The sequence below is a fragment of the Alicycliphilus sp. T452 genome (assembly GCF_054512775.1).
Map to the genome: position 1 here is coordinate 1 of NZ_JBTNEH010000013.1, position 20,193 is coordinate 20,193.

Sequence of the window (20,193 nt, forward strand, 5' to 3'; positions counted from 1 at the left end):
TTTCGCGTGGCTGGAGAAGAACAGGCGGTTGTGGAAGAACTGCGAGAGACGGCTCAACACCAGCCTGCAGTTCATCCACTTGGCGTTCTTGGCTCTACTGCTCAAAAGACTTTGAACAGGCTCTTAGAGCGTATCCAAAGCCACTTATGGCGAGCGCATCAGCTCCAGCATCAGGCTGATCCGCGCCTTCACCGGGCTCAGGCCGTCCGCACCTTGCCAGGGCGCATCGTGCACGTCCAGCATGCGCCCCTGCGGGCAGCGCGAGGCCACGCGCACCACGACGCCCGCGGCCACGGCGCGCGCAAGGGCCGCCTCCAGTGCCTTGTGCAGCGTGCCGTTGCCCGTGGCCGCGGCCACGATGCCCCGGGCGCCGTTCTCCACCAGCCAGTCCACCAGGGCGCCGTCGGCGCCCGCATGGCTCGTCACGATCTCCACGCGCGGCCAGGCGGTGGCGCCCAGGGCGGGCAACAGCGCGGCATGGGACGGCGGCTGCGCCAGCGGGGCGCGCCCATGCGCCCAGCGCACCTGGCCCGCCTCCACCCAGCCCAGGGGCCCGCCGTCGCCCGACGCGAACGCGTCCAGCCGCAGCGGGTGCACCTTGCCCACCTCGCGCGCGCCGTGCACCACGCCCGCTGCCACCACCAGCACGCCGCGCGCCGACGGGTCAGAGGCCAGGGCCACCGCATCGAGCAGGTTCTGCGGCCCATCGGGCACGAGCGCCGTGGCCGGGCGCATGGCGCAGGTCAGCACCACGGGCCTGGCCGCGTCGAGCAGCTCGTGCAGCAGCCAGGCCGTCTCCTCCAGCGTGTCCGTGCCGTGCGTGACGACGATGCCGGCCACGGCCGGATCGGCCAGGTGCGCGGCGCAGCGCTGTACAAGCCGCACCCAGACATCCGCATCCATATCCTTGCTGTCGATCTGCGCCACCTGCTCGGCCTCCAGCACGCCCCCGGCGGCCTGCGCCAGGCCGGGCACGGCGGCCAGCAGCTGCTGCACGCCGATCTGCGCCGCCGTGTAGCCCACGCTGGCGCCCACCACGTCGGACGTGCCGGCAATCGTGCCCCCGGTGCCCAGCACCACGATTTTTCTTGTAGCAGCCACTTGCATCCTTTTTGAAACTGTTCAAAAATACAGGTACTGGATTAAAAAACAGTTACCCACCCCCCCAACCGCATCGGACTCGCACCATGCTCGACAGCCCCAAGCTCACCGCCCGCCAGCAGCAGATCCTGGACCTGATCCAGACCGCCATCGCGCGCACCGGCGCGCCCCCCACGCGCGCCGAGATCGCGGCCGAGCTGGGCTTCAAGTCCGCCAACGCGGCCGAGGAGCACCTGCAGGCCCTGGCGCGCAAGGGCGTCATCGAGCTCGTGAGCGGCACCTCGCGCGGCATACGCCTGTGCGGCGAGACCGTGCGCAACATCAACGCCGTGCGCGGCACGCAGTTCAGCCTGCCGATCCCGGGCCTGTCGCAGCTCACGCTGCCACTGATCGGCCGCGTCGCCGCGGGCTCGCCGATTCTCGCGCAGGAGCACGTGGACCAGACCTACACGGTCGAAGGCAGCCTGTTCACGCACAAGCCCGACTACCTGCTCAAGGTGCGCGGCATGTCCATGCGCGACGCGGGCATCATGGACGGCGACCTGCTGGCCGTGCAGGCCACGCGCGAGGCGCGCAGCGGCCAGATCATCGTGGCCCGCCTGGGCGACGACGTCACCGTCAAGCGCCTGCGCCGCACCGGCAGCGCCATCGAGCTGCTGCCCGAGAACCCCGACTACCCCGTGATCCGCGTCGAGCCCGGCGAGCCCTTCGAGATCGAGGGCCTGGCCGTGGGCCTGATCCGCAACACCATGCTCATGTAGCGTGCACCGGCGCCGCCGCAGGTGGCGGGCGTCTGGCATGCGGCGGCGCGGGCATTGCGCCGGCCGCCGCATGCCAACCCCGCGGATGCGCGCCTTCCTCCTGGCAATCCCGCCTGTGTTCCACCTCTATGCCCTGGCATGCCGGAGTCTTCACATGGGAATCGCCCTCTTCGCTCTCTCCTCGCTCTGCCAACCCCTGCGCCGCATCGCCGGCTCCATGCGCCCGCGCCCCGCGCAGGCCGCGCACCACGGCCTGCCGGGCCACGCGCACGCCGTCTACCCGGCCGGCGCACGCGCCAGCAACGACCCGCAGTGCGCGGCGATCGACGGCCATGGGGTTCCACAAGCCACCGCCGCCAGCGCGGCGCGGCCCCCGGCACCGGCATCGCGCCCCCTGCGCGTGATCCTGAACCGCCACGAGGGCACGGCCTGCCGGCTCGTGATCTCGGGGCGCATGGCCGATGTGTGCGCGGAACTGGACCGCCTGGTCCTGCATTGAGCGGGGGTCAGGACACCAGCTGGAACCACACCTTGTCCAGCCGCTTGGCGCTGACAGGGTACGGCGTGCGCAGCTCCTGCGCGAAGAAGCTCACGCGCAGTTCCTCCAGCATCCAGCGGTATTCCTGCATGCGCGCGTCCTGCTGGCCCTTGCGCTCGGCCACCAGGCGCCAGTAGCGCTGCTCCAGCGGCTGCAGCTCCTTCATCCTGGCGGCGTCGCGCGCCGGGTCGGCGCGGTATTTGTCCAGGCGCACGGTGATCGCCTTCAGGTAGCGCGCAAAGTGCTGCAGCTGCGCCCAGGGGGCCTGGGCGATGAAGTCCCTGGGCATCAGGATCTTCAGCTGCCGGGCCGCGTCCTGCGTGGCCTCGGGGGCGTTCTTCGTGTCCTTGATCTTGCGCTGGGCGCCGGCGTATTCCTGCAGGATCACGCCGGCCAGGCGCGCCACCTCGTTGGCGATCAGGGTCAGGCGGCCGCGCCCGTCCTGCACGCGCTGCCTGAACTGCGCCTCGTCCACGGGCAGGGGCTCCTGCAGGAAGGCACGGTCCATGGCGACGTCGATGATCTGCGCGCGCAGCTCTTCCTGCGTGCCCAGGGGCATGTAGGCCACGGCCATCTTCTGCAGGTCGGGAATGTTCTTTTCCAGGTACTTGAGCGCATCCTGGATCGTGAGGGCGAACAGGCGCCGCAGCCCCAGGCGGTGGCGCGCGGCGGCCACCTCGGGCTCGTCGAAGACCTCGATGGTCACGGCATCGCCCTGGTCGATCAGGGCCGGGAAGCCGATGAGGGTCTGGCCGCCCTGCCTGATCTCCATGAGTTCGGGCAGCTCGCCGAAGTCCCAGGCGGTGTGGCGCTGGCCCTGCGGGTGGGCGGGTGGCGCTTTCTTTTCAGGAGCGCCTGGCGCTTGACTGCCCTTGGTTTCAGGCTGTTTTTTATCCGATTGCGGCTTGGAATCAGCGCTACCAGCTATCTTTAACGAAGCAAGCGCCTGGAAGGCCCCGCGCGCCTTGCCGCCCCATTCGGCCTTGAGCGCGGCGAGGTTGCGCCCCTGGCCGAGCTGGCGGCCGTGCTCGTCGGTGATGCGCAGGTTCATGAACAGGTGGGGGCTGAGCATGTCGAGCTTGAAGTCGGCGCGCTTCACGTCGAGCGATGTCTCGTCGCGCACCTGCTTCAAGAGCACGTCCACCAGCCCACCCTGGTTCCAGCGTTCCTCCTGGATGAAGAGCTGCGCCAGCCGCTCGGCGTGTTCCGGCAGGGGCACGAAACGGCTGCGCGGGCGCTGGGGCAGGCTCTTGAGCAGCGCCTGGATCTTTTCCTTGAGCATGCCGGGCACCAGCCATTCGGCGCGCTCCTCGCTGACCTGGTTGAGCACGAACAGCGGCACCGTCACGGTGATGCCGTCGCGCGCGTCGCCCGGGCTGTGCAGGTAGCTGGCCGAGCAGTCCGCGCCGCCGAGCTTCACGGTCTTGGGGAACTTGTCGGTGGTGATGCCCGCGGCCTCGTGGCGCATGAGCTCGTCGCGCGACAGCACCAGCAGGCCCGGCTGCTCCTTGCCGGCGGGGCGGAACCACTTGTCGAAGGTCGCGCCGCTGTAGACCCCCTCGGGGATGTGCTGGTCGTAGAAGGCGTAGATCAGGTCGTCGTCCACGAGCACGTCCTGGCGCCGGCTCTTGTGCTCCAGGTCCTCGACCTTGCGTATGGTCCTGAGGTTGGCCGCGAGGAAGGGCCAGCGGGTCTCCCACTCGCCCTCGACCAGGGCGCGGCGGATGAACATCTGCCGCGCCTCCACCGGATCGACGCGGCCATAGCTCACGCCCCGGTTGTTGTAGACCACCAGGCCGTAGAGCGTGGCGCGCTCGTAGGCGACCACGTCGGCCTGCTTCTTGGACCAGTGCGGGTCGAGCAGCTGCTTCCTCAAGAGATGGCCGCCGACTTCCTCCAGCCACTGCGGCTCGATGGCGGCGATGCCGCGCCCGTACAGGCGCGAGGTCTCCACCTGCTCGGCCGCGACGATCCAGCGCCCCGGCTTCTTCGACAGGTGCGCGCCCGGGTGCGGGTGGAACCGGATGCCGTGCGCGCCCAGGTAGGCCTCGCTCTCCTCGCCCTTGAAGCCGATGTTGCCCAGCAGGCCCGAGAGCATGGACAGGTGGATGGCCTCGTAGCCGGCGGGCTGGGCGTTGGGCTGCCACTGGTGCTCCCTGACCACGGTCAGCAGCTGCGAATGGATGTCGCGCCACTCGCGCACGCGGCGGATGTTCAGGAAGTTCTGGCGCAGCAGCTGCTCCCACTGGCGGTTGCTGAGCTTGTGCGCGGCACCCTCACCCTCTCCCGGAGGGAGAGGGAGCGCGCCCCGGTTTTCGCCCCCTCTCCCTCCGGGAGAGGGCGGGGGTGAGGGCTGCGCCCCCGCCCTTTTCCCGACTGGCAGGAACGCCTGGTTGCGCGCGGGCGCCGCGCCCGCCGCCTGCGCCGCCATCTCCTTGCGGCTTGTCGCCACTGCCTTGCCGCCGCGCGCGTCCGCAAGCCAGTGCCACAGCCGCAGGTAGCCGGAGAACTCGCTCTTCTCGTCGTCGAACTTCGCGTGCGCCTGGTCCGCCTGGGCCTGCGCCTCCAGGGGCCGGTCGCGCACGTCCTGCACCGACAGGGCCGATGCGATCACCAGCACTTCGGACAGCGCGCCGCGCGTGCGCGCCTCGACGATCATGCGGCCCACGCGCGGGTCCAGCGGCAGGCGCGAGAGCTCCTTGCCCATGGGCAGCAGGTTGCCGCGCTCGTCGACAGCGCCCAGCTCCTGCAGGAGCTGGTAGCCGTCGGCGATGGCGCGGCCCGAGGGCGCTTCGAGGAAGGGGAAGTTCACCACGTCGCCCAGGCCCAGGCTCTTCATGCGCAGGATGACGCCGGCGAGCGAGCTGCGCAGGATCTCGGGATCGGTGAAGCGGTCGCGCTGGTTGAAATCGTCCTCGCCGTACAGGCGTATGCAGATGCCGTTGGCCACGCGCCCGCAGCGCCCCGCGCGCTGGTTGGCCGCCGCCTGGCTGATGGGCTCGACCAGCAGCTGCTCCACCTTGCTACGGAATGAATAGCGCTTGACGCGCGCCGTTCCTGCGTCGATGACGTATCTGATGCCTGGAACGGTGAGCGAGGTCTCGGCCACGTTGGTGGCCAGCACGATGCGCCGCCCCGTGTGGCTGTCGAAGATGCGGTCCTGCTCGGCCTGCGACAGGCGCGAGAACAGCGGCAGCACTTCTGCGTTCCTGAGCACGGGCGAATGCTGCAGGTGCTTGCGCAGGTGGTCCGCCGCCTCGCGGATCTCGCGCTCGCCGGGCAGGAAGACGAGGATGTCGCCCCCCGCCCCGCCCCGCCAGAGCTCGTCCACGCCATCGGCGATGGCGTCGTCGAGATCGAAGTCCTTCTTCTCCTCGAAGGGCTTGTAGCGCACCTCCACCGGGTAGGTGCGGCCCGAGACCATGATGACCGGCGCCGGGCCGCCCTTGCTCTCGAAATGCCGGGCGAAGCGCTCGGCGTCGATGGTGGCCGAGGTGACCACCACCTTGAGGTCCGGCCGCTGCGGCAGGATCTGCCTGAGGTAGCCGAGCAGGAAGTCGATGTTCAGGCTGCGCTCGTGCGCCTCGTCGATGATCAGCGTGTCGTAGGCCTTCAACAGCGGGTCGGTCTGCGTCTCGGCCAGCAGGATGCCGTCGGTCATCAGCTTGACCGAGGCGCCCTTCTGCAGGTTGTCGTGGAAGCGCACCTTGTAGCCCACCACCTCGCCCAGCGGCGTGTTCAGCTCCTCGGCGATGCGCTTGGCCACGCTGCTGGCCGCGATGCGCCGGGGCTGGGTGTGGCCGATCAGCCGGCCCCTGCTGCCCTCGGGCGCGTTGCAGCGCCCGCGCCCCAGCGCCAGGGCGATCTTGGGCAGCTGCGTGGTCTTGCCCGAGCCGGTCTCGCCGCAGACGATGATGACCTGGTGCTCGCCCATGGCCGCCATGATGTCGAAGCGGCGGGCACTGACGGGAAGGGACTCGGGGAAGGTGATCGAGAGGGGCATAGGGGCGGCGATTATCCCAGCCCCTGGTCACTGCGAGCGCGCCTTACTCCATCGCCACCCAGGTCGCCGTGCCCAGGCCGCCCGCGCCGGCGATGCAGGCCAGGCCGCGCAGCGCGCCGGCCGCCCGGCGCCGCCGCTCCGCACCGAGCTGCGCGAGCACGCGCACCAGGGCGATCGCGCCCGATGCACCTATGGGGTGGCCGCGCGCCAGGCCGCCGCCGCCGCGGTTGACGGCCCCGGGGGGCAGGCCCAGGGCGCTGCAGAAGGCCAGCCCCTGGGCGGCAAAGGCATCGTGCAGCTCCAGCGCGTCCAGCGCATCGAGGCGCCAGCCGCTGCGCCCCTGCGCGGCGCGCGCGGCGTCTATGGCGCACAGCATGGGCGCCTCGGGCGCGCCGCCCACGCTGGCGCTGCCGCACCAGTGCGCGCGTGGCCGCAGCCCCCAGCGCGCGCAGGCCGACGGCGTGGCCAGCAGCAGCAAGGCCGCGCCGTCGGCCCTGGGCGACACGGCCGCGGTGCCCAGGCCGCAGTCGGTGCCGTCCTGCGCATGGCCTGCCGCCACGGCGGGCATGCGCGCCACGCGCGCGGCGGTCATCGGGCGGGGATAGGCGTCGTGCGCCAGGCCGCACAGGGGCACGATCTCGGCCGCCATCTGGCCGCGCGCGGCCACGGCGCGCGCATGGCTGGCCAGGGCGTAGGCATCCTGCGCGCTGCGCGATAGGCGCAGGCGCCGCGCAGCGTCGAGTGCGGCCTGCAGCATGTCGGGGTCGCGCCCGGGCCAGGGCGTGAATGCCGGGCTCTCGTAGGCCACCGGCGCGGCGCCGGCCTGCACGGGCCGGTGCATGCGCAGCGGCGCGCGGCTCCAGGCCTCGGCGCCGCCGGCGACCACCACCTGGGCCTGTCCCAGTGCCAGCAGGCCGCAGGCATGGGTGACGGCGTCCAGGCCCGCGCAGCATTGGCTGTCCAGCGTCACGGCGGGAATGCGCTCGCCCAGGCCGGCCGCCAGCGCCAGCACGCGCGCGGGGTTGCCGCCCGCGCCCAGGGCGTTGCCCAGCACCACCGCGTCCACGGCCCGGGCCGGCAGCCCTGCGTCGGCCAGCAGGCGCTCCACCAGCGGGGCAGCGAGCTGGTGCGGCTGGCAGGCCGCCAGCGCGCCGCCCACGGGCGCCACCGGCGTGCGCGCCCAGGCCAGGATGGGCACGGGCGCGGCGTTCACCGCCAGGGCTCCAGCAGGGGCGACGCGCCCGCCAGCGCACGGCCCAGGGCCGCATGGTCGGTCTTGCCGCTGGCCGTCTGCGGCCAGCCGCCCGCGCACACCCACCAGTGGCGCGGCGTCTTGAAGGGCTCCAGCGCGGCGCGGCACCAGGCGGCCAGCTGCTGCGCGCCGGGCGGCGGCGCGTCGCCCTGCCACTGCAGCACGGCGTGCACGCTGGTGCCGCGCAGGTCGTCGGCCACGCCCTGCAGGCTGGCCTGGGCCACCCGGGGGTGGGCCAGCAGGCGCGCCTCCACCTCCTCGGGGAACAGGTTCTTGCCCTGCGTGACCAGCATGCGGTTCTCGCGCCCGCACAGGTGCAGCAGGCCGCCGTCGTCCAGGTAGCCCATGTCGCGCACCGACAGCCACTCGCCCTCGCGCAGCGCGGCGGTGGCGTCGGCCTGGTCCGCATAGCCCGTGAACAGCATGGGGCTGCGCACCCAGATCAGCCCCGGCGTGCCCCGCGCCAGCGCGGGTGCATGCGGGTGCGGGCCTATGTGCAGGTCTACGTTGCTGAAGGGCCGGCCCACGGCCTGGGCGGGCGCCGCGGGGTCGGCGTCCATCCAGGCGATGTAGCTGGCCTCGGACGCGCCGTAGAACTCCACGATGCGCGCGCGCGGGAACAGGCGGCGCAGCGCGGGCGTGCGCTCGCGCAGCCAGCGCGCTCCGCTGATGAGCACCAGCTCCACCCCCTCGATGGGCGCGAGCCGGCGGCGCCCGGCCCACTGCAGCATCAGCACGAGCTGGCTGGGCACGGCCACCAGCAGGGGCGCGGCGCCCGACTGCAGCGCGGCCAGCGCGCGCGGGGCGGAAAAGCGCTCCTGCAGCACCGCGCCCGCGCCGGTCCACAGCCCCAGCAGCGCGCCGAACAGGAACAGCGAATGCGACATGCGCCCCGGCGCCAGCACGCGCGCGGCGGCGGCGGGGCCGAAGTCCTGCAGGCTGACGCGAAAGCTCTCGGCCCACGAGCGGTGGTGGCGCACGAAACCCTTGGGCAGGCCCGTGCTGCCCGAGGTGAAGCCCACGTAGAACGGCGACTGCGGCGTGGCCGCCGCCACCGCGCCCGGGCAGGCGGGCAGCCGCCGGGCAATCGCCTGGGCCACGCTCGCCGGCCACTGGGCGTCGCCCATGGCGGCGCAGCGCCCGCTGGCGACCACGCCCAGGAAGGCCACCACGCCGTCCAGGGTGCCGGCCTCGCCGCCGAGCAGCACGGTCGCTGGCGCGCCCCCGGCATCGAGCTGGCGGGCGCGGGCCTGCACCCGCGCATGCAGTTCGGCAAAGCCGAGCTGCCGCCGCTCGTTCGCCAGCGCCAGGGCCTCAGGCCTCGTGCGCGCCCAGTGCGCCAGCGGCCCGTGCACCCATTCGAACAGGGGCGGCAGCGGGCCGCCGGCCAGCAGCTGCTGCACGGGCGCGCCGGGCGCGGGTGCGGGGGCCGCGCTCAACGCTCGCGCCCGCCGAACGGCCAGTCCGGCAGCGCCCTGGCCACGGTGTGCACCACCACGGCGCACAGCACGCACTTGACCAGGTCGCCGGGCACGAAGACCAGGTCGGCCAGGAAGGCCTTGTCCAGCGGCATCTGCGCCAGCAGCACCAGGCCCGCGATGCCCATGGCATGCAGGAACACCAGGCCGCCCAGCACCGACGCGGCGAAGGCGCTCGCCGCCGTGCGCAGCGGCGTGCCCTGGGGCAGCAGGCGCATCAGCGCGCCCGTCACCCCCGCGGCCAGCGCATAGCCCACCAGGTAGCCGGCCGAGGGCGCCATGAACACCCCCAGGCCGCCGCGCCCGCCAGCCAGCAGGGGCAGGCCCGCCGCCACCGCCGCCAGGAACAGCAGCATGGCCTGGAAGCCCCTGCGCACGCCCAGCAGGCAGCCTGCGAGCATGACGCCCAGCGACTGCAGCGTGATGGGCACGCCCAGCGGCAGGTCGATCTTGGGGATCAGCCCCATCACGGCCATGAGGGCGGCGAACAGCGCCACCAGCGCCATGGAATGGGATGTCTTGCGGGATACGGCAGTGGTCATGGAAGTCCTTGGGTTCAGGGGGAAAAACGAGGCGCTCACCCGCCCAGGCGGGCGTAGAGGGCATCGGCCACGCGCTGCGCGCGCTGCAGCATCTGCACCGTGAGCGGCGCGATCAGCCGCAGCCCGCCGGGGCGGCCGGTGCGCAGGCGATGGGCTTCGTCCAGCCGCTTCCACTGCACGAAGAAATGCTCGGTGAAGCGCAGCATCAGGGCGAGCTGCAGCGACACGCGCCCGGGCTGCAGGCCCAGGTGCACCAGGGGCGCGAGCAGCGCATCGAGCACCAGAAGCAGGTCCGTGGGCCGCGTGCTCACGGTGAGGGCCACGCCCAGCGTGGAGGCGCAGGCCAGGCGCAGGGCGCTCACGGCCGCCACGTCGGGCCGGCCCATCCACAGGTGGAAGACCGCCACGAGCAGCGCCGCCGCCAGCACCGACACCATGAGCCGCCGCGCGACGCGCGTGGCCGGCCCCAGGCTGCTCCACAGCAGCGTGCAGGCCAGCGCCGCCAGCGCCAGCGCCCAGGGTGCAGACAGCAGGAACAGCAGCGTGCCCAGCAGCGCCATGCAGGCCAGCTTGCGGCCCGCGGGCCAAAGGTGCAGCCAGGTGAGGTGTTCGCTGTAGAGACTGCCCATGAAGCCCTGCCCCGCCGGTCACGCGGCCGCGCGCATGCCTGCGCGCGCGCCCCGGGCATCGGCCAGCTCGCGCGCCACGGCCGCCTCGTAGGCGGCGCACACCTCGCGCCCCGGCCCGTCGGCGCGCACATGGCCCTCGTGCAGCCAGACCACGCGCCCATAGCCGCGCACGTGGTCCAGCACGTGGGTGGACACCACCACCTGCCGGTCGCAGGCGGCGATGTCGTCCGCCAGCCGGGCCTGCCCCGGCAAGTCCAGGCTGGCGAAGGGCTCGTCGAGCAGCAGCGTGCGCGGCCCGGCCAGCAGCAGGGCCAGCCAGCACAGCTGCTGGCGCTGGCCCTGGCTCAGGGCGCCCACGGCGCGCGCGGCCCAGCCGGCAAGGCCGCGCCCGGCCAGGAAGTCGCGGGCGCGCGCCAGCGCCTCGCGCCGCGGCAGCCCCTGCGGCGCAAGGCCCAGGGCAAGCTCCTCCTCCACCGTGGGGAAGACGATCTGGTCGTCGGGGTTCTGGAACATCATGCCCACGCGCTGGGCGCGCAGCCGCCCCTGCGGCAGCGCCTGCAGGTCCTGCCCCTGCGACAGCACCTGGCCGCTGCCCGGCAGCTCCAGCGCGCACAGCAGGCGCAGCAGGCTGGACTTGCCCGCGCCGTTGTGGCCGATCAGGCCGATGCGCGGCTCTGCCAGCGCCAGGCTCAGGCCGGCGAACACCTGCGTTGCGCCCCGGCGCAGGTGCACCTGGCGCAGCTCCAGCAGGGGAGCGGCGGCCGAGGAGGCATCAAGGGCGGTCAGGGGCATTCGGCAAGTCCGGCGAAGTGGTCGTGCGGCAAATTCTAACCACCTAAAAATCCGCCAACGCACATTCAAATAAACGTTTCTTCAGTTAACTTCATTTATCTTTCAATCAAAACATGTCGCCAAATACGTGTAACCGGTATCTAAAATCGGCGCGATTTCGCACTACTTGGCGACAGCTGGCGCCAGATGAGTTAAGCCCCCCGCTTCTTGCTGCCATCTTCCGTCTTCGGCGCGCAAAACGCGCCGCACATCGTGCATCGCCATGAACCGCCCCTGCCTGCCCACGGCAACCGGTCCGTGCGCCGAGTGATCAAAATTTACGCAGCGGCAATGCTCTCTTTACAGTGCAGGCGTACCGTGCAAGAGATCGACCTTGCGCTCTCCCACGGCCCGTCGAGGGCGCAGTCCGACGGACGGGGAGCACGGACATGTCTGCACCTTCTTCACCTCGCGCCCGCGCGCTGCGCTGGCTGCTCGCAGGCGCCGCCATCCTGCTGGGTCCGGGCACGGCCTTGGCGCAGCACGGCGGCCATGGCGGCGGCCACCCCCATGGCGGCCCCCCTCACGGAGGCCATTGGGACGACGGGCACATCCATGGCGGGGGCAGCTACCGGCTGGGCCCGGGCCGATGGGCGTACCGGCCGGGCCATGCCGTGCACGGCTTCAGCCGGCCGGACTTCGTGCGCTGGAGCGGTGGCCACTGGCGCCAGACCTGCTGGGGCGGACGCTGCGGCTGGTGGTGGTTCACCGGGGGCCTGTGGTACTTCTATGCCGCGCCTGTCTATCCGTACCCGCCGGTGGTGTCGTCCATCACGTACGCGCCGCCGGTCTACGCTCCGGCGGCCACGCCGGGACCAACCAGCCTGGCGCCGCAGCCGACGTTCTCGTACTACTGCGACGACCCGCCGGGCTATTACCCCGCGGTGCCGCAATGCAGAACGCCGTGGCGCGAGTCCGTGACACCGGCGGAGCCGCCGCCACCGGCGGACAGGCCGTGACCGGCGGGCGGTTCGTTTTTCTTGTTCTCCCACCGGGTTGACGATCATGAAACCTGCTTCCTCACCTCTGCTGGCCCTGGCGCTCTCCTGCACGCTGGCACTCGTGGGCTGCGCGACGCAGCCCATGGGCCCGACGGTGCTGGTCATGCCTGCGCCGACCAAGCCGTTCGAAGTGTTCCAGCAAGACCAGGCGATGTGCATGCAGTACGCGCAGTCCATGGTCGGCGGCCAGGCCCAGGCGGCCAACGACCGCGCCGTGGGGTCGGCCGCCGTCGGCGCCGTGCTCGGCGGCGTGCTGGGCGCGGCCGTGGGCAACCACCAGGGCGCGGGCATCGGCGCCGCCAGCGGCGCGATCGTGGGCACCGGCGTCGCTGGCCCCAGCACGGCTTATTCGCAGGGGATGATCCAGTACCAGTACAACAACGCCTACACCCAGTGCATGTACGCGCGCGGCAACCAGGTGCCGGGATTCACGCGCTGACATGAAGCGGCCATCCCCCGCGGCAAGGCCTGGCTTGCCGGCACAATGCGGCGCATGAGATTCCTGCACACCATGCTGCGCGTTGGCGACCTCCAGCGCTCCATCGACTTCTACACCCGGGTGCTGGGCATGCAGTTGCTGCGCACCTCCGAGAACCCCGAGTACAAGTACTCGCTGGCCTTCCTCGGCTTCGAGGGCGGCAACCCCGGCCAGGCCGAGATCGAGCTGACCTACAACTGGGGCACCGAGAGCTACGACATGGGCACGGCCTACGGCCACATCGCCCTGGGCGTGCCCGATGCCTACGCGGCCTGCGAGAAGATCAAGGCCGCCGGCGGCACCGTGACGCGCGAGGCGGGCCCGGTCAAGGGCGGCACGACGGTGATCGCCTTCGTGACCGACCCGGACGGCTACAAGATCGAGCTGATCGAGCGCAAGGATGATCTGGTGGCGGGCACCGGGCTGCGCTGAAAAACTCCTGTTTCAATAGCTGCCCGCGCTTGATGGGTAAGCGCTGGAGGCCATTTTCATGTGTCATCCAGCCTGCGTGCGCAGCGCCCGCGCGATGTCCTGCAAGGGACGGCCGCATTGCTGCAGCCGCTCTTGCAGCCGTTCCGCTCCATCGGCGAGCCGTGAAAGGGCTGCGCCGCAGTGCTCCAGCCTTTCCCCGAAAGCACTGTCCAGTTGCTGGCGTATGGCGTCATGCAAGGCCGCATGCAGGCGCTCATGGTCCGGCGCCAACGGCGGCAGACTGATCGCCACGGCGCTGCCCCCGGGCACCGCGTAGTCGGCCAGCGTTGTCCGCGCCAGCTCGTCGATGGCCTGCTGCACCAGGCGCGACACGGCGGCGCACAGCATGGGCAGGTGGGCGTCGTGTTGTTCCAGCAGTGCGGGCAGCTCGGGAATGACCTGGCGCCATGCGGCGCGCAGCATGTCTGTCTTGTACTGCCGCAGGCGCTCCCGTTCCTGCGCCAGGGCGGCCTGCAGGCCGGCGATGGCCGGCAATATCTCTGCGCCGATCGCACCCAGCACGTTTTCCTGCGCGTGGTGCAGCAGCACCTCGGCCGGCTTGCGTCGCTTGTAGGCCAGCGCCGGCGCCAGCATGTCCAGGAGCGCCGCGTACAGGCGCGGGAAGCCCGCCGCCTCCAGCGCGGCGGCCGTCTGGCCTTGCGCGCGCGCGGCATGGGCCGAAACCGAGACGGGCGCTGCGAGCAGCCGCGGATCGGCGCCCATCCGCCGCAGCTTGTCCTCCCCGCGCTGGCGCACGTCGGCCTCCTGCAGCGCGCGGTTGGCCGGGGTCTTGTTGCGCAGGCATTTGCGGATCTCGCCGTCGATTTCGTCCTCCTCGATGACGTCGCTGCGCGTGATCACCGGCAGCAGCGGCTTGCTGCGGTGCAGCTCGCGCGCCAGGTCATGAAGCTCCTGCACCTGCCCGGGCGAGCTGGAGCTGGTCAGCCACAGCACGCCGTCGGCGCTGTCGGTGAAGCGCTGCGTGAGCGCCGCGTTCTCCGGCGTCACGGAATGCAGGCCGGGCGTGTCCAGCAGCACCAGCCGCTCGCCCAGGCACACGCCCTGCAGGCGCGCAGTGGTCTCGGTCGCGCCTTCGCGCAGGCGATCGCCCGACTCCACGATGCTGCCCGCTTCGAGGTGGAAATAGCGCACCGGCCGGCCGTGCGCGGCGAAGCGGTCGGCCAAAAAGTTGCAGAGCGAACTCTTGCCTGCATTGAACTTGCCGAACACCAGCAGCATCAGCCGGTCGTCGAAGCCCTCCGCCAGCGCCTGCACGGGCTGCAGCCCGGCCCGCTGCCGCGCCCAGCGCGCGCGGCAGTCCCGCAGCAGGCGGCCGATGGCATCGGCCTGCCGGGCCAGCGCGCTTTCAGCCTGCAAACCCTGGGGCGACGGCAGCCCTGCCGCCATGTCGTTGTCGAGCCGGGCCAGCCATCCTTCGAGCTGGCGCAGAACGCCCGACAGATCCGCCGCGTCCCATTCGGCCGCATCGGCGCATGCCAGCAGGCACCGTTCATCGGCGCCATCGACACGCTCGGCGGTGTGGTTCACGCGTCCGCCTCCAGCACGGCCAGCGCCGCCCGCGCCTTGTCGGCCGCCTGCGCATCGGCCTGCGCCTGCGCGATGCGCGCGGCCAGCGCCTGGCGGTCGGCGGACAGTTCGAAGTAGCGGGTGAAGTCCCGCGCCAGAGCGTCGCGGCCGGCGGCCTCGCAGAACAGGCGCTGCAAGTCCTTGCGGTACTTCACCGACACGCCCAGCACGGCCACCATCACGCTGTCCAGGCTCCTCACCTGGGTCTGCTGCGCGGGCGGCAGATCCATCGCGCCGTGCCTGGTCAGGATGGCGCCGATCTTGATGCAGGCCTTGGAATAGGCCACCTGCAGGCGGTTGCGCTCCAGCTTGCCGGGCGTCATCCTGAACTGGTCCGCGAAGGAGTCGGGTGTCAGCGAATGGTCCGGCCCCGGCACGTCCAGCACCGCCTGGATGTCGCCGCCGACCTGGCCGAGCACGGCGGCCAGATCCTGGTCGAAGCGCGTGCGCTGCTGCGTCTGCTGCTGGCGCAGGCCCGCCAGCGCGTCCTGGCGTTCAACGCACAGCCGCTGCAGTTGCCCGCGCATTTCCCCCAGCAGCAAGGCGGCCTCATGGGCACGGGCCGCAGGCACCCGGGCCAGTGCCTGTCCCAGCGCGGCCTTGAGCGCGGGGATGCCGCTTTTCTCCAGCAGCAGCTTTTTCGCGCCATCCACGCCCTGGCGGTGGCGCGTGGACGAAACGGCCAGCCATGCGAGGCCCGGCGCCTGGGCCTCGATGGCCGCCGCCACCTTGCGCTGCGCGGCCTCGTCGGCCAGCTGATCCACCTGCGACAGCACGAACAGCGTCTGGCGCTGCGTGCGCTCGCCGTCGTCGTGCAGCGCCTGCAAGAGCGCGCGTTCGCGCGCGTCCAGCTCTCCCTCCTTGGCGGCATGCACGAACAGGCGGATGTCGGACTCCAACCACACGGCCCGGTGCGCATGCTCGTCGTCTCCGCTGGCCACGTCGGCATCCAGGCCGGGCGCATCCAGCCAGCGCACCTGCTCGTGCACGCGGGCGGAAAGCGCCACGGTCTCGCGCCGGTCGGCCACGGCGAAGGCGTTCGCGCCGATCAGTTCGTTGAGCAGGCGGCTTTTGCCGTGGTTGTATTTGCCGACGACAGTGACGACCGGCCTGCCCCCCTGCCCCGCCAGCGCGCGCAGGCGCGCCAGGTCATGCGCCCGCTCGGGCAGCACGGACACGATCGCACCCTCGCTTCGGCCGCGGGTGTCGTGGATGTCCATGCTCAATGCGCTGCCACCAATGCCGCATTCGCCGTCGGGGGGCTGAGCCGCAGGCTCAGGACGGCGATCGCCGCGCCGGCCAGCGGAACGGCCAGCGCCAGGAAGAAGCCCTGCGGCCCGCCCCATGCGAGGAAGCTGCCGCCGATCGCGGAGCCCAGGATGGCGCCCGTGCGACCCATGCCGATCGACCAGCCGGTCGCCGTCGCGCGCAGCGCGGTCGGATAGGCGCCGGCGATCAGGTAGTTCAGCGCGATCTGCTGGCCTCCGACGCCGAAGCCCGCCAGGCCCGCCAGCGCGAACACCAGCGTCCAGTTCTGCCCCGCAAGGCTCAGCCCCAACGCGACCGCGATGCCCACCGCGAACATCACGAGCAGCAGGCGGCGCGTGTTGACGCGCGGCAGCACGAACGACAGCGGTATGGCGCAGACGATGAACACCGCGTTGACGATCACCGTGCCCATCGGCGCCTGGGCCGCGGGCAGCCCTCCGGCCTTGAGCACCGTCGGCAGCCAGGACAGCAGCATGAACCACGCCACCCAGTTCAGCAGATAGATGGCCCAGATGGCCACCGTCTTGCCCGCGTTGCCGTCTGCGAAAAGCGCGCGGACGCTGGCGCGTGCCGCCGCGGATTCCGGCACCGTGAAGCGCACGTCGCCCGGCAGCGGGCGGCTGATGATCCTGGAGAGCACGCCGGCGATGTAGCGCTGCCCCTCGGCATCGCCACGGGAAGCGCGGTAGTACAGCGACTCAGGCAGCAGCAGCGCCAGCACCACCAGCATCACCAGCGGCGCCACGCCGCCGACCACGAAGATGCCCTCCCATCCGATCACCGGCAGCATGCGCGCCGCCAGCAGGCCGCCCAGCATGGCCCCTGCGGGCAGGCCCAGCAGCACCCCGGTCATGATGGCTCCGCGGTAGCGGGCCGGGCCGTACTCGGCGGCCAGGGCCAGCAGCACCGGCGTGCAGCCGCCCATCCCGATCCCTGCGATGAAGCGCAGCACCAGGATATGGTTCGTGTCGGTGGACCATGCCGTGGCCAGCGTGGCCGCGCCGAAGATCGCCAGGCTGAGCATGATCGTCGGGCGGCGCCCTATCCGGTCCCCGACCATGCCCAGCGTCATGGCGCCGATGGTCATGCCGACGATGCCGGCGGTCAGGATGGGCGCCAGCGAACCCGCGGGCAGATTGAACGCGGCCAGGATGGCCGGCCCCGTGAATGCGATGGCCTGCGTGTCGAAGCCGTCGAACAGCGCGATGACGAAGCACAGCGCCAGCACGCGCCATTGGAAGGCACCCAGCCGCTCGTTGTCGATCAGCGCCGGAATGGCCAGTTGGGAAGCGGAATTCATCGAATCGTCTCCAGGTATTTTTTCGTTGCCGTCAATCCATGCGGATGCCGCGCGCCTTGATGAGCGCGCCCCAGCGATCCAGTTCCTTGTTCAGATGCGCCGCCAGCTCCTGCGGCGTGGTGCCGATCGGTTCCGCGCCCACGCTTTCGAGCTTGCGGCGGATGTCGGGCTGCTGCATGGCCGCGTTGAGCACCCGGTTGAGCCTGTCCACCACGCCGGGGGGCGTGCCGGCGGGCGCGAACACGGCGAACCAGGGCGAGACCTCGTAGCCGGGCACGCCGGCTTCGGCGATGGTGGGCACGCCGGGCAGCGCGGACGAACGTTTCGCGGTGGTCACGCCCAGCGCGCGCAGCTTGCCCGACTGGATGTGCGGCCGCGCCGAGGTGATGCTGTCGAACATCAGGTCGACCTGGCCGCCGAGCATGTCCGTCACCGCCGGGCTGCTGCCCTTGTAGGGCACGTGCATGAGATTCACGCCAGCCATGGACGCGAACACCTCGCCCGCGAGATGTATCGACGTGCCATTGCCCGCCGACGCATAAGTGAGCTTGCCCGGCTCGCGTTTGGCGCGGGCCACGACGTCCTTGACCGAGCGGTCCGGGCTCTTGGCGGTGTTCACCACCAGCACGTTGGGCACCACGGCCAGCAGGCTGATGGGGGCGAAATCCTTCACCGGGTCGTAACCGAGCCTGGCATAGAGCGCCTTGTTGGTGGCCATGCCGATGGACGTGATCATGATCGTGTAGCCGTCGGCGGGCTGCTTGGCCACGTAGTCCGCGCCGATGTTGCCGCCCGCGCCCGGGCGGTTCTCGATCACGAAAGGCTGGCCCAGCTCGCGCGCGGCCTGGTCGCCCAGGGTGCGCGCGATCACGTCCATGGCGCCGCCCGGCGGGAAGGGCACCACCCATTTGATGGGCTTGCCGGGCCAGGCGGTGTCCGCCTGTGCCACGGACGCGAAGGGCAATACCAGAGCGGCAGCCAGGATGGCGCAGGCTCTCCGGTGAAGGGGCATGTCTTGTCTCCGATGGGTCTGTGTTGGGATGGGACCGTGTGCGCGGCTCACACGATGGAAGACGGGTGCCTGGCCAGCGGCGTCACCGTGATCTTCATGAACGGGAACAGCGGCAGCTTGCTCAAGGTGTCGTGCAGCTCGTCGTTGCTTTCCACGTCGAACACGCTGTAGTTGGCGTACTCGCCCACCACGCGCCACAGGTGGGGCCACTTGCCCGCGTGCTGCAGCGCCTGCGAATAGGCCTTTTCCTCGGCCTTGATGCGCGCGGCCTCGTCGGGCGGCACGGTGGATGGGATGTCGACGATCATGTGGACCAGATACAGCATGGTTTTTCTTTCAGGTGATCAGGCGCTGGCCAGGAAATCCAGCACGGCTTGGTCGAAGGCCGCCGGCGCTTCTAGGTTCGAGAGATGGGATGCGGGCACCACGGCCAGTCGCGCGCCGGGGATGCCCGCCTGCATGGCCTGGGCATCGGCCACGGTGGTGACAGGGTCCAACGCGCCGGCCAGCAGCAGCGTGGGCGTTGCGATCCGGCCGAGGCCGCCGCGCAGGTCCGAGGCCGCCAATGCCTCGCAGCACGCGGCGTAGCCTTCGGGGGCTATGCCGGCGATCCAGCCCTGCGCGCGCTGCACCACGGCGGGATGCGTCTGCGCGAAGCTGTCGGAGAACCAGCGGCCGGGGGCCGAATCGGCCAGTGCCCGCATGCCCGCCGCGCCGCCCGCGCGCACCATGGCGGCGCGCTCGCGCCAAGCCTGCTCCGTGCCGATCCTGGCGGCGCTGTTGCAGACCGCGATGGCGTTGAAGCGCCGGCCCGCATGGATGCCCAGCCACAGGCCGGTATGGCCGCCCATCGAGATGCCGCAGAACGCGGCCCGCTCGACGTCCAGCGCATCCAGCACCGCCAGCACGTCCTGGCCCAGGTCATCGAAGCTGTAGGGCCCCGGCGTGGCCGGGCTGCCGCCATGGCCGCGCGTGTCGTAGCGGATCAGCCGGAAACGCCCGGCGAACGCGGCCACCTGCGGCTCCCACATCTCCAGCGTGGTACCCAGCGAGTTGCCCAGGACCAGCGCCGGCGCGGCGGCGTCGCCGTCCACGGCGACCCTGAATTCGCCGCGCCGGGTTTTCAATTGGATGGTGCTCTGTTCCATGTGTCCCCCGGTCACCCCAGGTCTCCGCCTGCGACCGGCAGCACGGAGCCGGTGATGTAGGCCGCCTCATCCGAGGCCAGGAACAGGATCGGCCCGACCTGCTCGTCGATGCTGCCGTAGCGCTTGAAGAAGGTCGATTCGGTGACCTGCTGCACCGCTTCGCGCATCCATGCCTGTTCCTGCGCGCTATCGCCTGCGGCGTTGCGCGGAATCCGGCGCGGCGGCGCAGTGGTGCCGCCCGGCGCGGTCGCGACGACGCGGATGTTGTGCTCGGCGTACTCCATCGCCAGCGACTGCGTGAACGCGTTGACGCCGCCCTTGGCCGCCGAATACGGCCCGCGGCGGATGCCGCGCGTGGCGTTCGACGAGACATTGACGATGGTGCCCCCGCCGCGCCGCAGCAGGTGCGGCAGCACCGCGTGGCAGGCGTACAGGGTGGGCATCAGCGACCGGCGGATTTCCGCATCGATCTGCTGCGGCTCGAATTCGGCGAACGGACGCATGCGGATCGCACCGCCGACGCCATTGACCAGGATGTCGATGCCGCCGAAAGCCTCCGCGGCGAACGCCATCGCCGATCGGGCGCCCTCATAGGTTTCGAGGTCGGCGATGAAGCCGGCCGCGCGCTCGCTCCCGGCCTCGGCGGCCACTTCGGCGACGAAGTCGGCGCGGTCGACGAACAGCACCCTGCCCCCTTCGGCCACGGCGCGCAGCGCGACGCCCCGGCCGATGCCCTGGGCGGCACCGGTGACAACCATCGTCTTGCCTTCGAATCGCTGGTTCATGCGGGTT

Annotated in this window: 19 protein-coding genes and 1 pseudogene; 6 read left to right on the plus strand and 14 right to left on the minus strand. The window is 71.3% G+C overall.

The annotated features are described in order from the left end of the window. A pseudogene (locus tag ACX12L_RS12740) lies at positions 1–115 on the plus strand (IS5/IS1182 family transposase); the annotation flags it as partial. Positions 116–144: 29 nt separating this feature from the next. On the opposite strand, the gene ACX12L_RS12745 reads toward ACX12L_RS12740, so the two are convergent. Further along, positions 145–1,107 carry an asparaginase gene (locus ACX12L_RS12745; protein ID WP_459262931.1) on the minus strand — a complete coding sequence of 321 codons (963 nt, stop codon included), beginning with the start codon at positions 1,105–1,107 and terminating at the stop codon, positions 145–147. A gap of 80 nt (positions 1,108–1,187) precedes the next feature. On the opposite strand from ACX12L_RS12745, the gene lexA reads away from it, so the two are divergent. Both lexA and ACX12L_RS12755 read left to right on the plus strand, forming a co-directional pair. After that, on the plus strand, positions 1,188–1,862 hold the full coding sequence (gene lexA, locus ACX12L_RS12750; RefSeq protein WP_094438619.1) for a transcriptional repressor LexA: 675 nt from the start codon (positions 1,188–1,190) through the stop codon (positions 1,860–1,862). Between the two features lie 154 nt (positions 1,863–2,016). Beyond that, positions 2,017–2,361 (plus strand): hypothetical protein, encoded by a 345-nt coding sequence (locus tag ACX12L_RS12755; RefSeq protein WP_459262932.1) that lies wholly within the window; start codon positions 2,017–2,019, stop codon positions 2,359–2,361. 7 nt (positions 2,362–2,368) lie between these two features. On the opposite strand, the gene hrpA is transcribed toward ACX12L_RS12755, so the two are convergent. Genes hrpA through ACX12L_RS12785 form a run of 6 tightly spaced genes read right to left on the minus strand, consistent with a single transcriptional unit; the run spans position 2,369 to position 11,096 of the window. Next, on the minus strand, positions 2,369–6,403 hold the full coding sequence (gene hrpA, locus ACX12L_RS12760; RefSeq protein WP_459262933.1) for an ATP-dependent RNA helicase HrpA: 4,035 nt from the start codon (positions 6,401–6,403) through the stop codon (positions 2,369–2,371). Between the two features lie 43 nt (positions 6,404–6,446). Further along, on the minus strand, positions 6,447–7,616 hold the full coding sequence (locus ACX12L_RS12765; protein ID WP_459262934.1) for a thiolase family protein: 1,170 nt from the start codon (positions 7,614–7,616) through the stop codon (positions 6,447–6,449). Beyond that, on the minus strand, positions 7,613–9,058 hold the full coding sequence (locus ACX12L_RS12770) for an AMP-binding protein (protein ID WP_459263030.1): 1,446 nt from the start codon (positions 9,056–9,058) through the stop codon (positions 7,613–7,615). The genes ACX12L_RS12765 and ACX12L_RS12770 overlap by 4 nt, the downstream gene beginning before the upstream one ends. 32 nt (positions 9,059–9,090) lie before the next feature. After that, complete coding sequence (locus ACX12L_RS12775; RefSeq protein WP_459262935.1) at positions 9,091–9,675, minus strand: biotin transporter BioY; 585 nt, start codon at positions 9,673–9,675, stop codon at positions 9,091–9,093. Between the two features lie 35 nt (positions 9,676–9,710). Further along, a complete protein-coding gene (locus ACX12L_RS12780; protein WP_459262936.1) occupies positions 9,711–10,304 on the minus strand; it encodes a CbiQ family ECF transporter T component in 594 nt (197 codons plus the stop codon). 18 nt (positions 10,305–10,322) lie between these two features. Then, positions 10,323–11,096: an energy-coupling factor ABC transporter ATP-binding protein gene (locus ACX12L_RS12785; protein WP_459262937.1), complete on the minus strand. Its 774-nt coding sequence runs from the start codon at positions 11,094–11,096 to the stop codon at positions 10,323–10,325. 428 nt (positions 11,097–11,524) lie between these two features. Between ACX12L_RS12785 and ACX12L_RS12790 the strand changes: the two genes are divergently transcribed. The 3 genes from ACX12L_RS12790 to gloA are packed head-to-tail and all read left to right on the plus strand — an operon-like array spanning position 11,525 to position 13,046. Continuing rightward, positions 11,525–12,094 carry a hypothetical protein gene (locus tag ACX12L_RS12790; RefSeq protein ID WP_459262938.1) on the plus strand — a complete coding sequence of 190 codons (570 nt, stop codon included), beginning with the start codon at positions 11,525–11,527 and terminating at the stop codon, positions 12,092–12,094. Between the two features lie 46 nt (positions 12,095–12,140). Then, the gene (locus tag ACX12L_RS12795) at positions 12,141–12,575 is read left to right on the plus strand and encodes a YMGG-like glycine zipper-containing protein (RefSeq protein WP_459262939.1); all 435 of its coding nucleotides are present in this window, start codon (positions 12,141–12,143) and stop codon (positions 12,573–12,575) included. A 54-nt stretch (positions 12,576–12,629) separates the two neighbouring features. Beyond that, positions 12,630–13,046, plus strand: coding sequence for a lactoylglutathione lyase (gene gloA / locus ACX12L_RS12800; RefSeq protein WP_459262940.1), 417 nt, complete (start codon positions 12,630–12,632; stop codon positions 13,044–13,046). A gap of 63 nt (positions 13,047–13,109) precedes the next feature. Here gloA and ACX12L_RS12805 read toward each other — a convergent pair whose 3' ends face one another. Genes ACX12L_RS12805 through benD form a run of 7 tightly spaced genes read right to left on the minus strand, consistent with a single transcriptional unit; the run spans position 13,110 to position 20,186 of the window. Beyond that, positions 13,110–14,633, minus strand: a complete 1,524-nt coding sequence (locus ACX12L_RS12805; RefSeq protein ID WP_459262941.1) for a dynamin family protein — start codon at positions 14,631–14,633, stop codon at positions 13,110–13,112. Beyond that, positions 14,630–15,892: a GTPase gene (locus ACX12L_RS12810; protein WP_459262942.1), complete on the minus strand. Its 1,263-nt coding sequence runs from the start codon at positions 15,890–15,892 to the stop codon at positions 14,630–14,632. The genes ACX12L_RS12805 and ACX12L_RS12810 overlap by 4 nt, the downstream gene beginning before the upstream one ends. 2 nt (positions 15,893–15,894) lie before the next feature. Continuing rightward, positions 15,895–17,241: an MFS transporter gene (locus tag ACX12L_RS12815; RefSeq protein WP_459262943.1), complete on the minus strand. Its 1,347-nt coding sequence runs from the start codon at positions 17,239–17,241 to the stop codon at positions 15,895–15,897. A 31-nt stretch (positions 17,242–17,272) separates the two neighbouring features. Then, positions 17,273–18,253, minus strand: a complete 981-nt coding sequence (locus ACX12L_RS12820) for a Bug family tripartite tricarboxylate transporter substrate binding protein (RefSeq protein ID WP_459262944.1) — start codon at positions 18,251–18,253, stop codon at positions 17,273–17,275. 47 nt (positions 18,254–18,300) lie between these two features. Continuing rightward, entirely contained in the window at positions 18,301–18,579 is a 279-nt protein-coding gene (gene catC, locus ACX12L_RS12825; RefSeq protein WP_094438645.1) for a muconolactone Delta-isomerase, read from the minus strand. An 18-nt stretch (positions 18,580–18,597) separates the two neighbouring features. Continuing rightward, a complete protein-coding gene (pcaD, locus tag ACX12L_RS12830) occupies positions 18,598–19,401 on the minus strand; it encodes a 3-oxoadipate enol-lactonase (RefSeq protein WP_459262945.1) in 804 nt (267 codons plus the stop codon). A gap of 11 nt (positions 19,402–19,412) precedes the next feature. Next, complete coding sequence (gene benD / locus ACX12L_RS12835) at positions 19,413–20,186, minus strand: benzoate diol dehydrogenase BenD (protein ID WP_094438647.1); 774 nt, start codon at positions 20,184–20,186, stop codon at positions 19,413–19,415. Positions 20,187–20,193 lie beyond the last annotated feature (7 nt).

Coding starts and splice junctions, on each gene's coding strand:
- pcaD (WP_459262945.1), bottom strand. CDS start 19,401: ATGGAACAGAGCACCATCCAATTGAAAACCCGGCGCGGCGAATTCAGG.
- ACX12L_RS12785 (WP_459262937.1), bottom strand. CDS start 11,096: ATGCCCCTGACCGCCCTTGATGCCTCCTCGGCCGCCGCTCCCCTGCTG.
- ACX12L_RS12795 (WP_459262939.1), top strand. CDS start 12,141: ATGAAACCTGCTTCCTCACCTCTGCTGGCCCTGGCGCTCTCCTGCACG.
- catC (WP_094438645.1), bottom strand. CDS start 18,579: ATGCTGTATCTGGTCCACATGATCGTCGACATCCCATCCACCGTGCCG.
- ACX12L_RS12780 (WP_459262936.1), bottom strand. CDS start 10,304: ATGGGCAGTCTCTACAGCGAACACCTCACCTGGCTGCACCTTTGGCCC.
- ACX12L_RS12815 (WP_459262943.1), bottom strand. CDS start 17,241: ATGAATTCCGCTTCCCAACTGGCCATTCCGGCGCTGATCGACAACGAG.
- ACX12L_RS12790 (WP_459262938.1), top strand. CDS start 11,525: ATGTCTGCACCTTCTTCACCTCGCGCCCGCGCGCTGCGCTGGCTGCTC.
- ACX12L_RS12755 (WP_459262932.1), top strand. CDS start 2,017: ATGGGAATCGCCCTCTTCGCTCTCTCCTCGCTCTGCCAACCCCTGCGC.
- hrpA (WP_459262933.1), bottom strand. CDS start 6,403: ATGCCCCTCTCGATCACCTTCCCCGAGTCCCTTCCCGTCAGTGCCCGC.
- lexA (WP_094438619.1), top strand. CDS start 1,188: ATGCTCGACAGCCCCAAGCTCACCGCCCGCCAGCAGCAGATCCTGGAC.
- ACX12L_RS12820 (WP_459262944.1), bottom strand. CDS start 18,253: ATGCCCCTTCACCGGAGAGCCTGCGCCATCCTGGCTGCCGCTCTGGTA.
- ACX12L_RS12775 (WP_459262935.1), bottom strand. CDS start 9,675: ATGACCACTGCCGTATCCCGCAAGACATCCCATTCCATGGCGCTGGTG.
- benD (WP_094438647.1), bottom strand. CDS start 20,186: ATGAACCAGCGATTCGAAGGCAAGACGATGGTTGTCACCGGTGCCGCC.
- ACX12L_RS12810 (WP_459262942.1), bottom strand. CDS start 15,892: ATGGACATCCACGACACCCGCGGCCGAAGCGAGGGTGCGATCGTGTCC.
- ACX12L_RS12745 (WP_459262931.1), bottom strand. CDS start 1,107: ATGCAAGTGGCTGCTACAAGAAAAATCGTGGTGCTGGGCACCGGGGGC.
- gloA (WP_459262940.1), top strand. CDS start 12,630: ATGAGATTCCTGCACACCATGCTGCGCGTTGGCGACCTCCAGCGCTCC.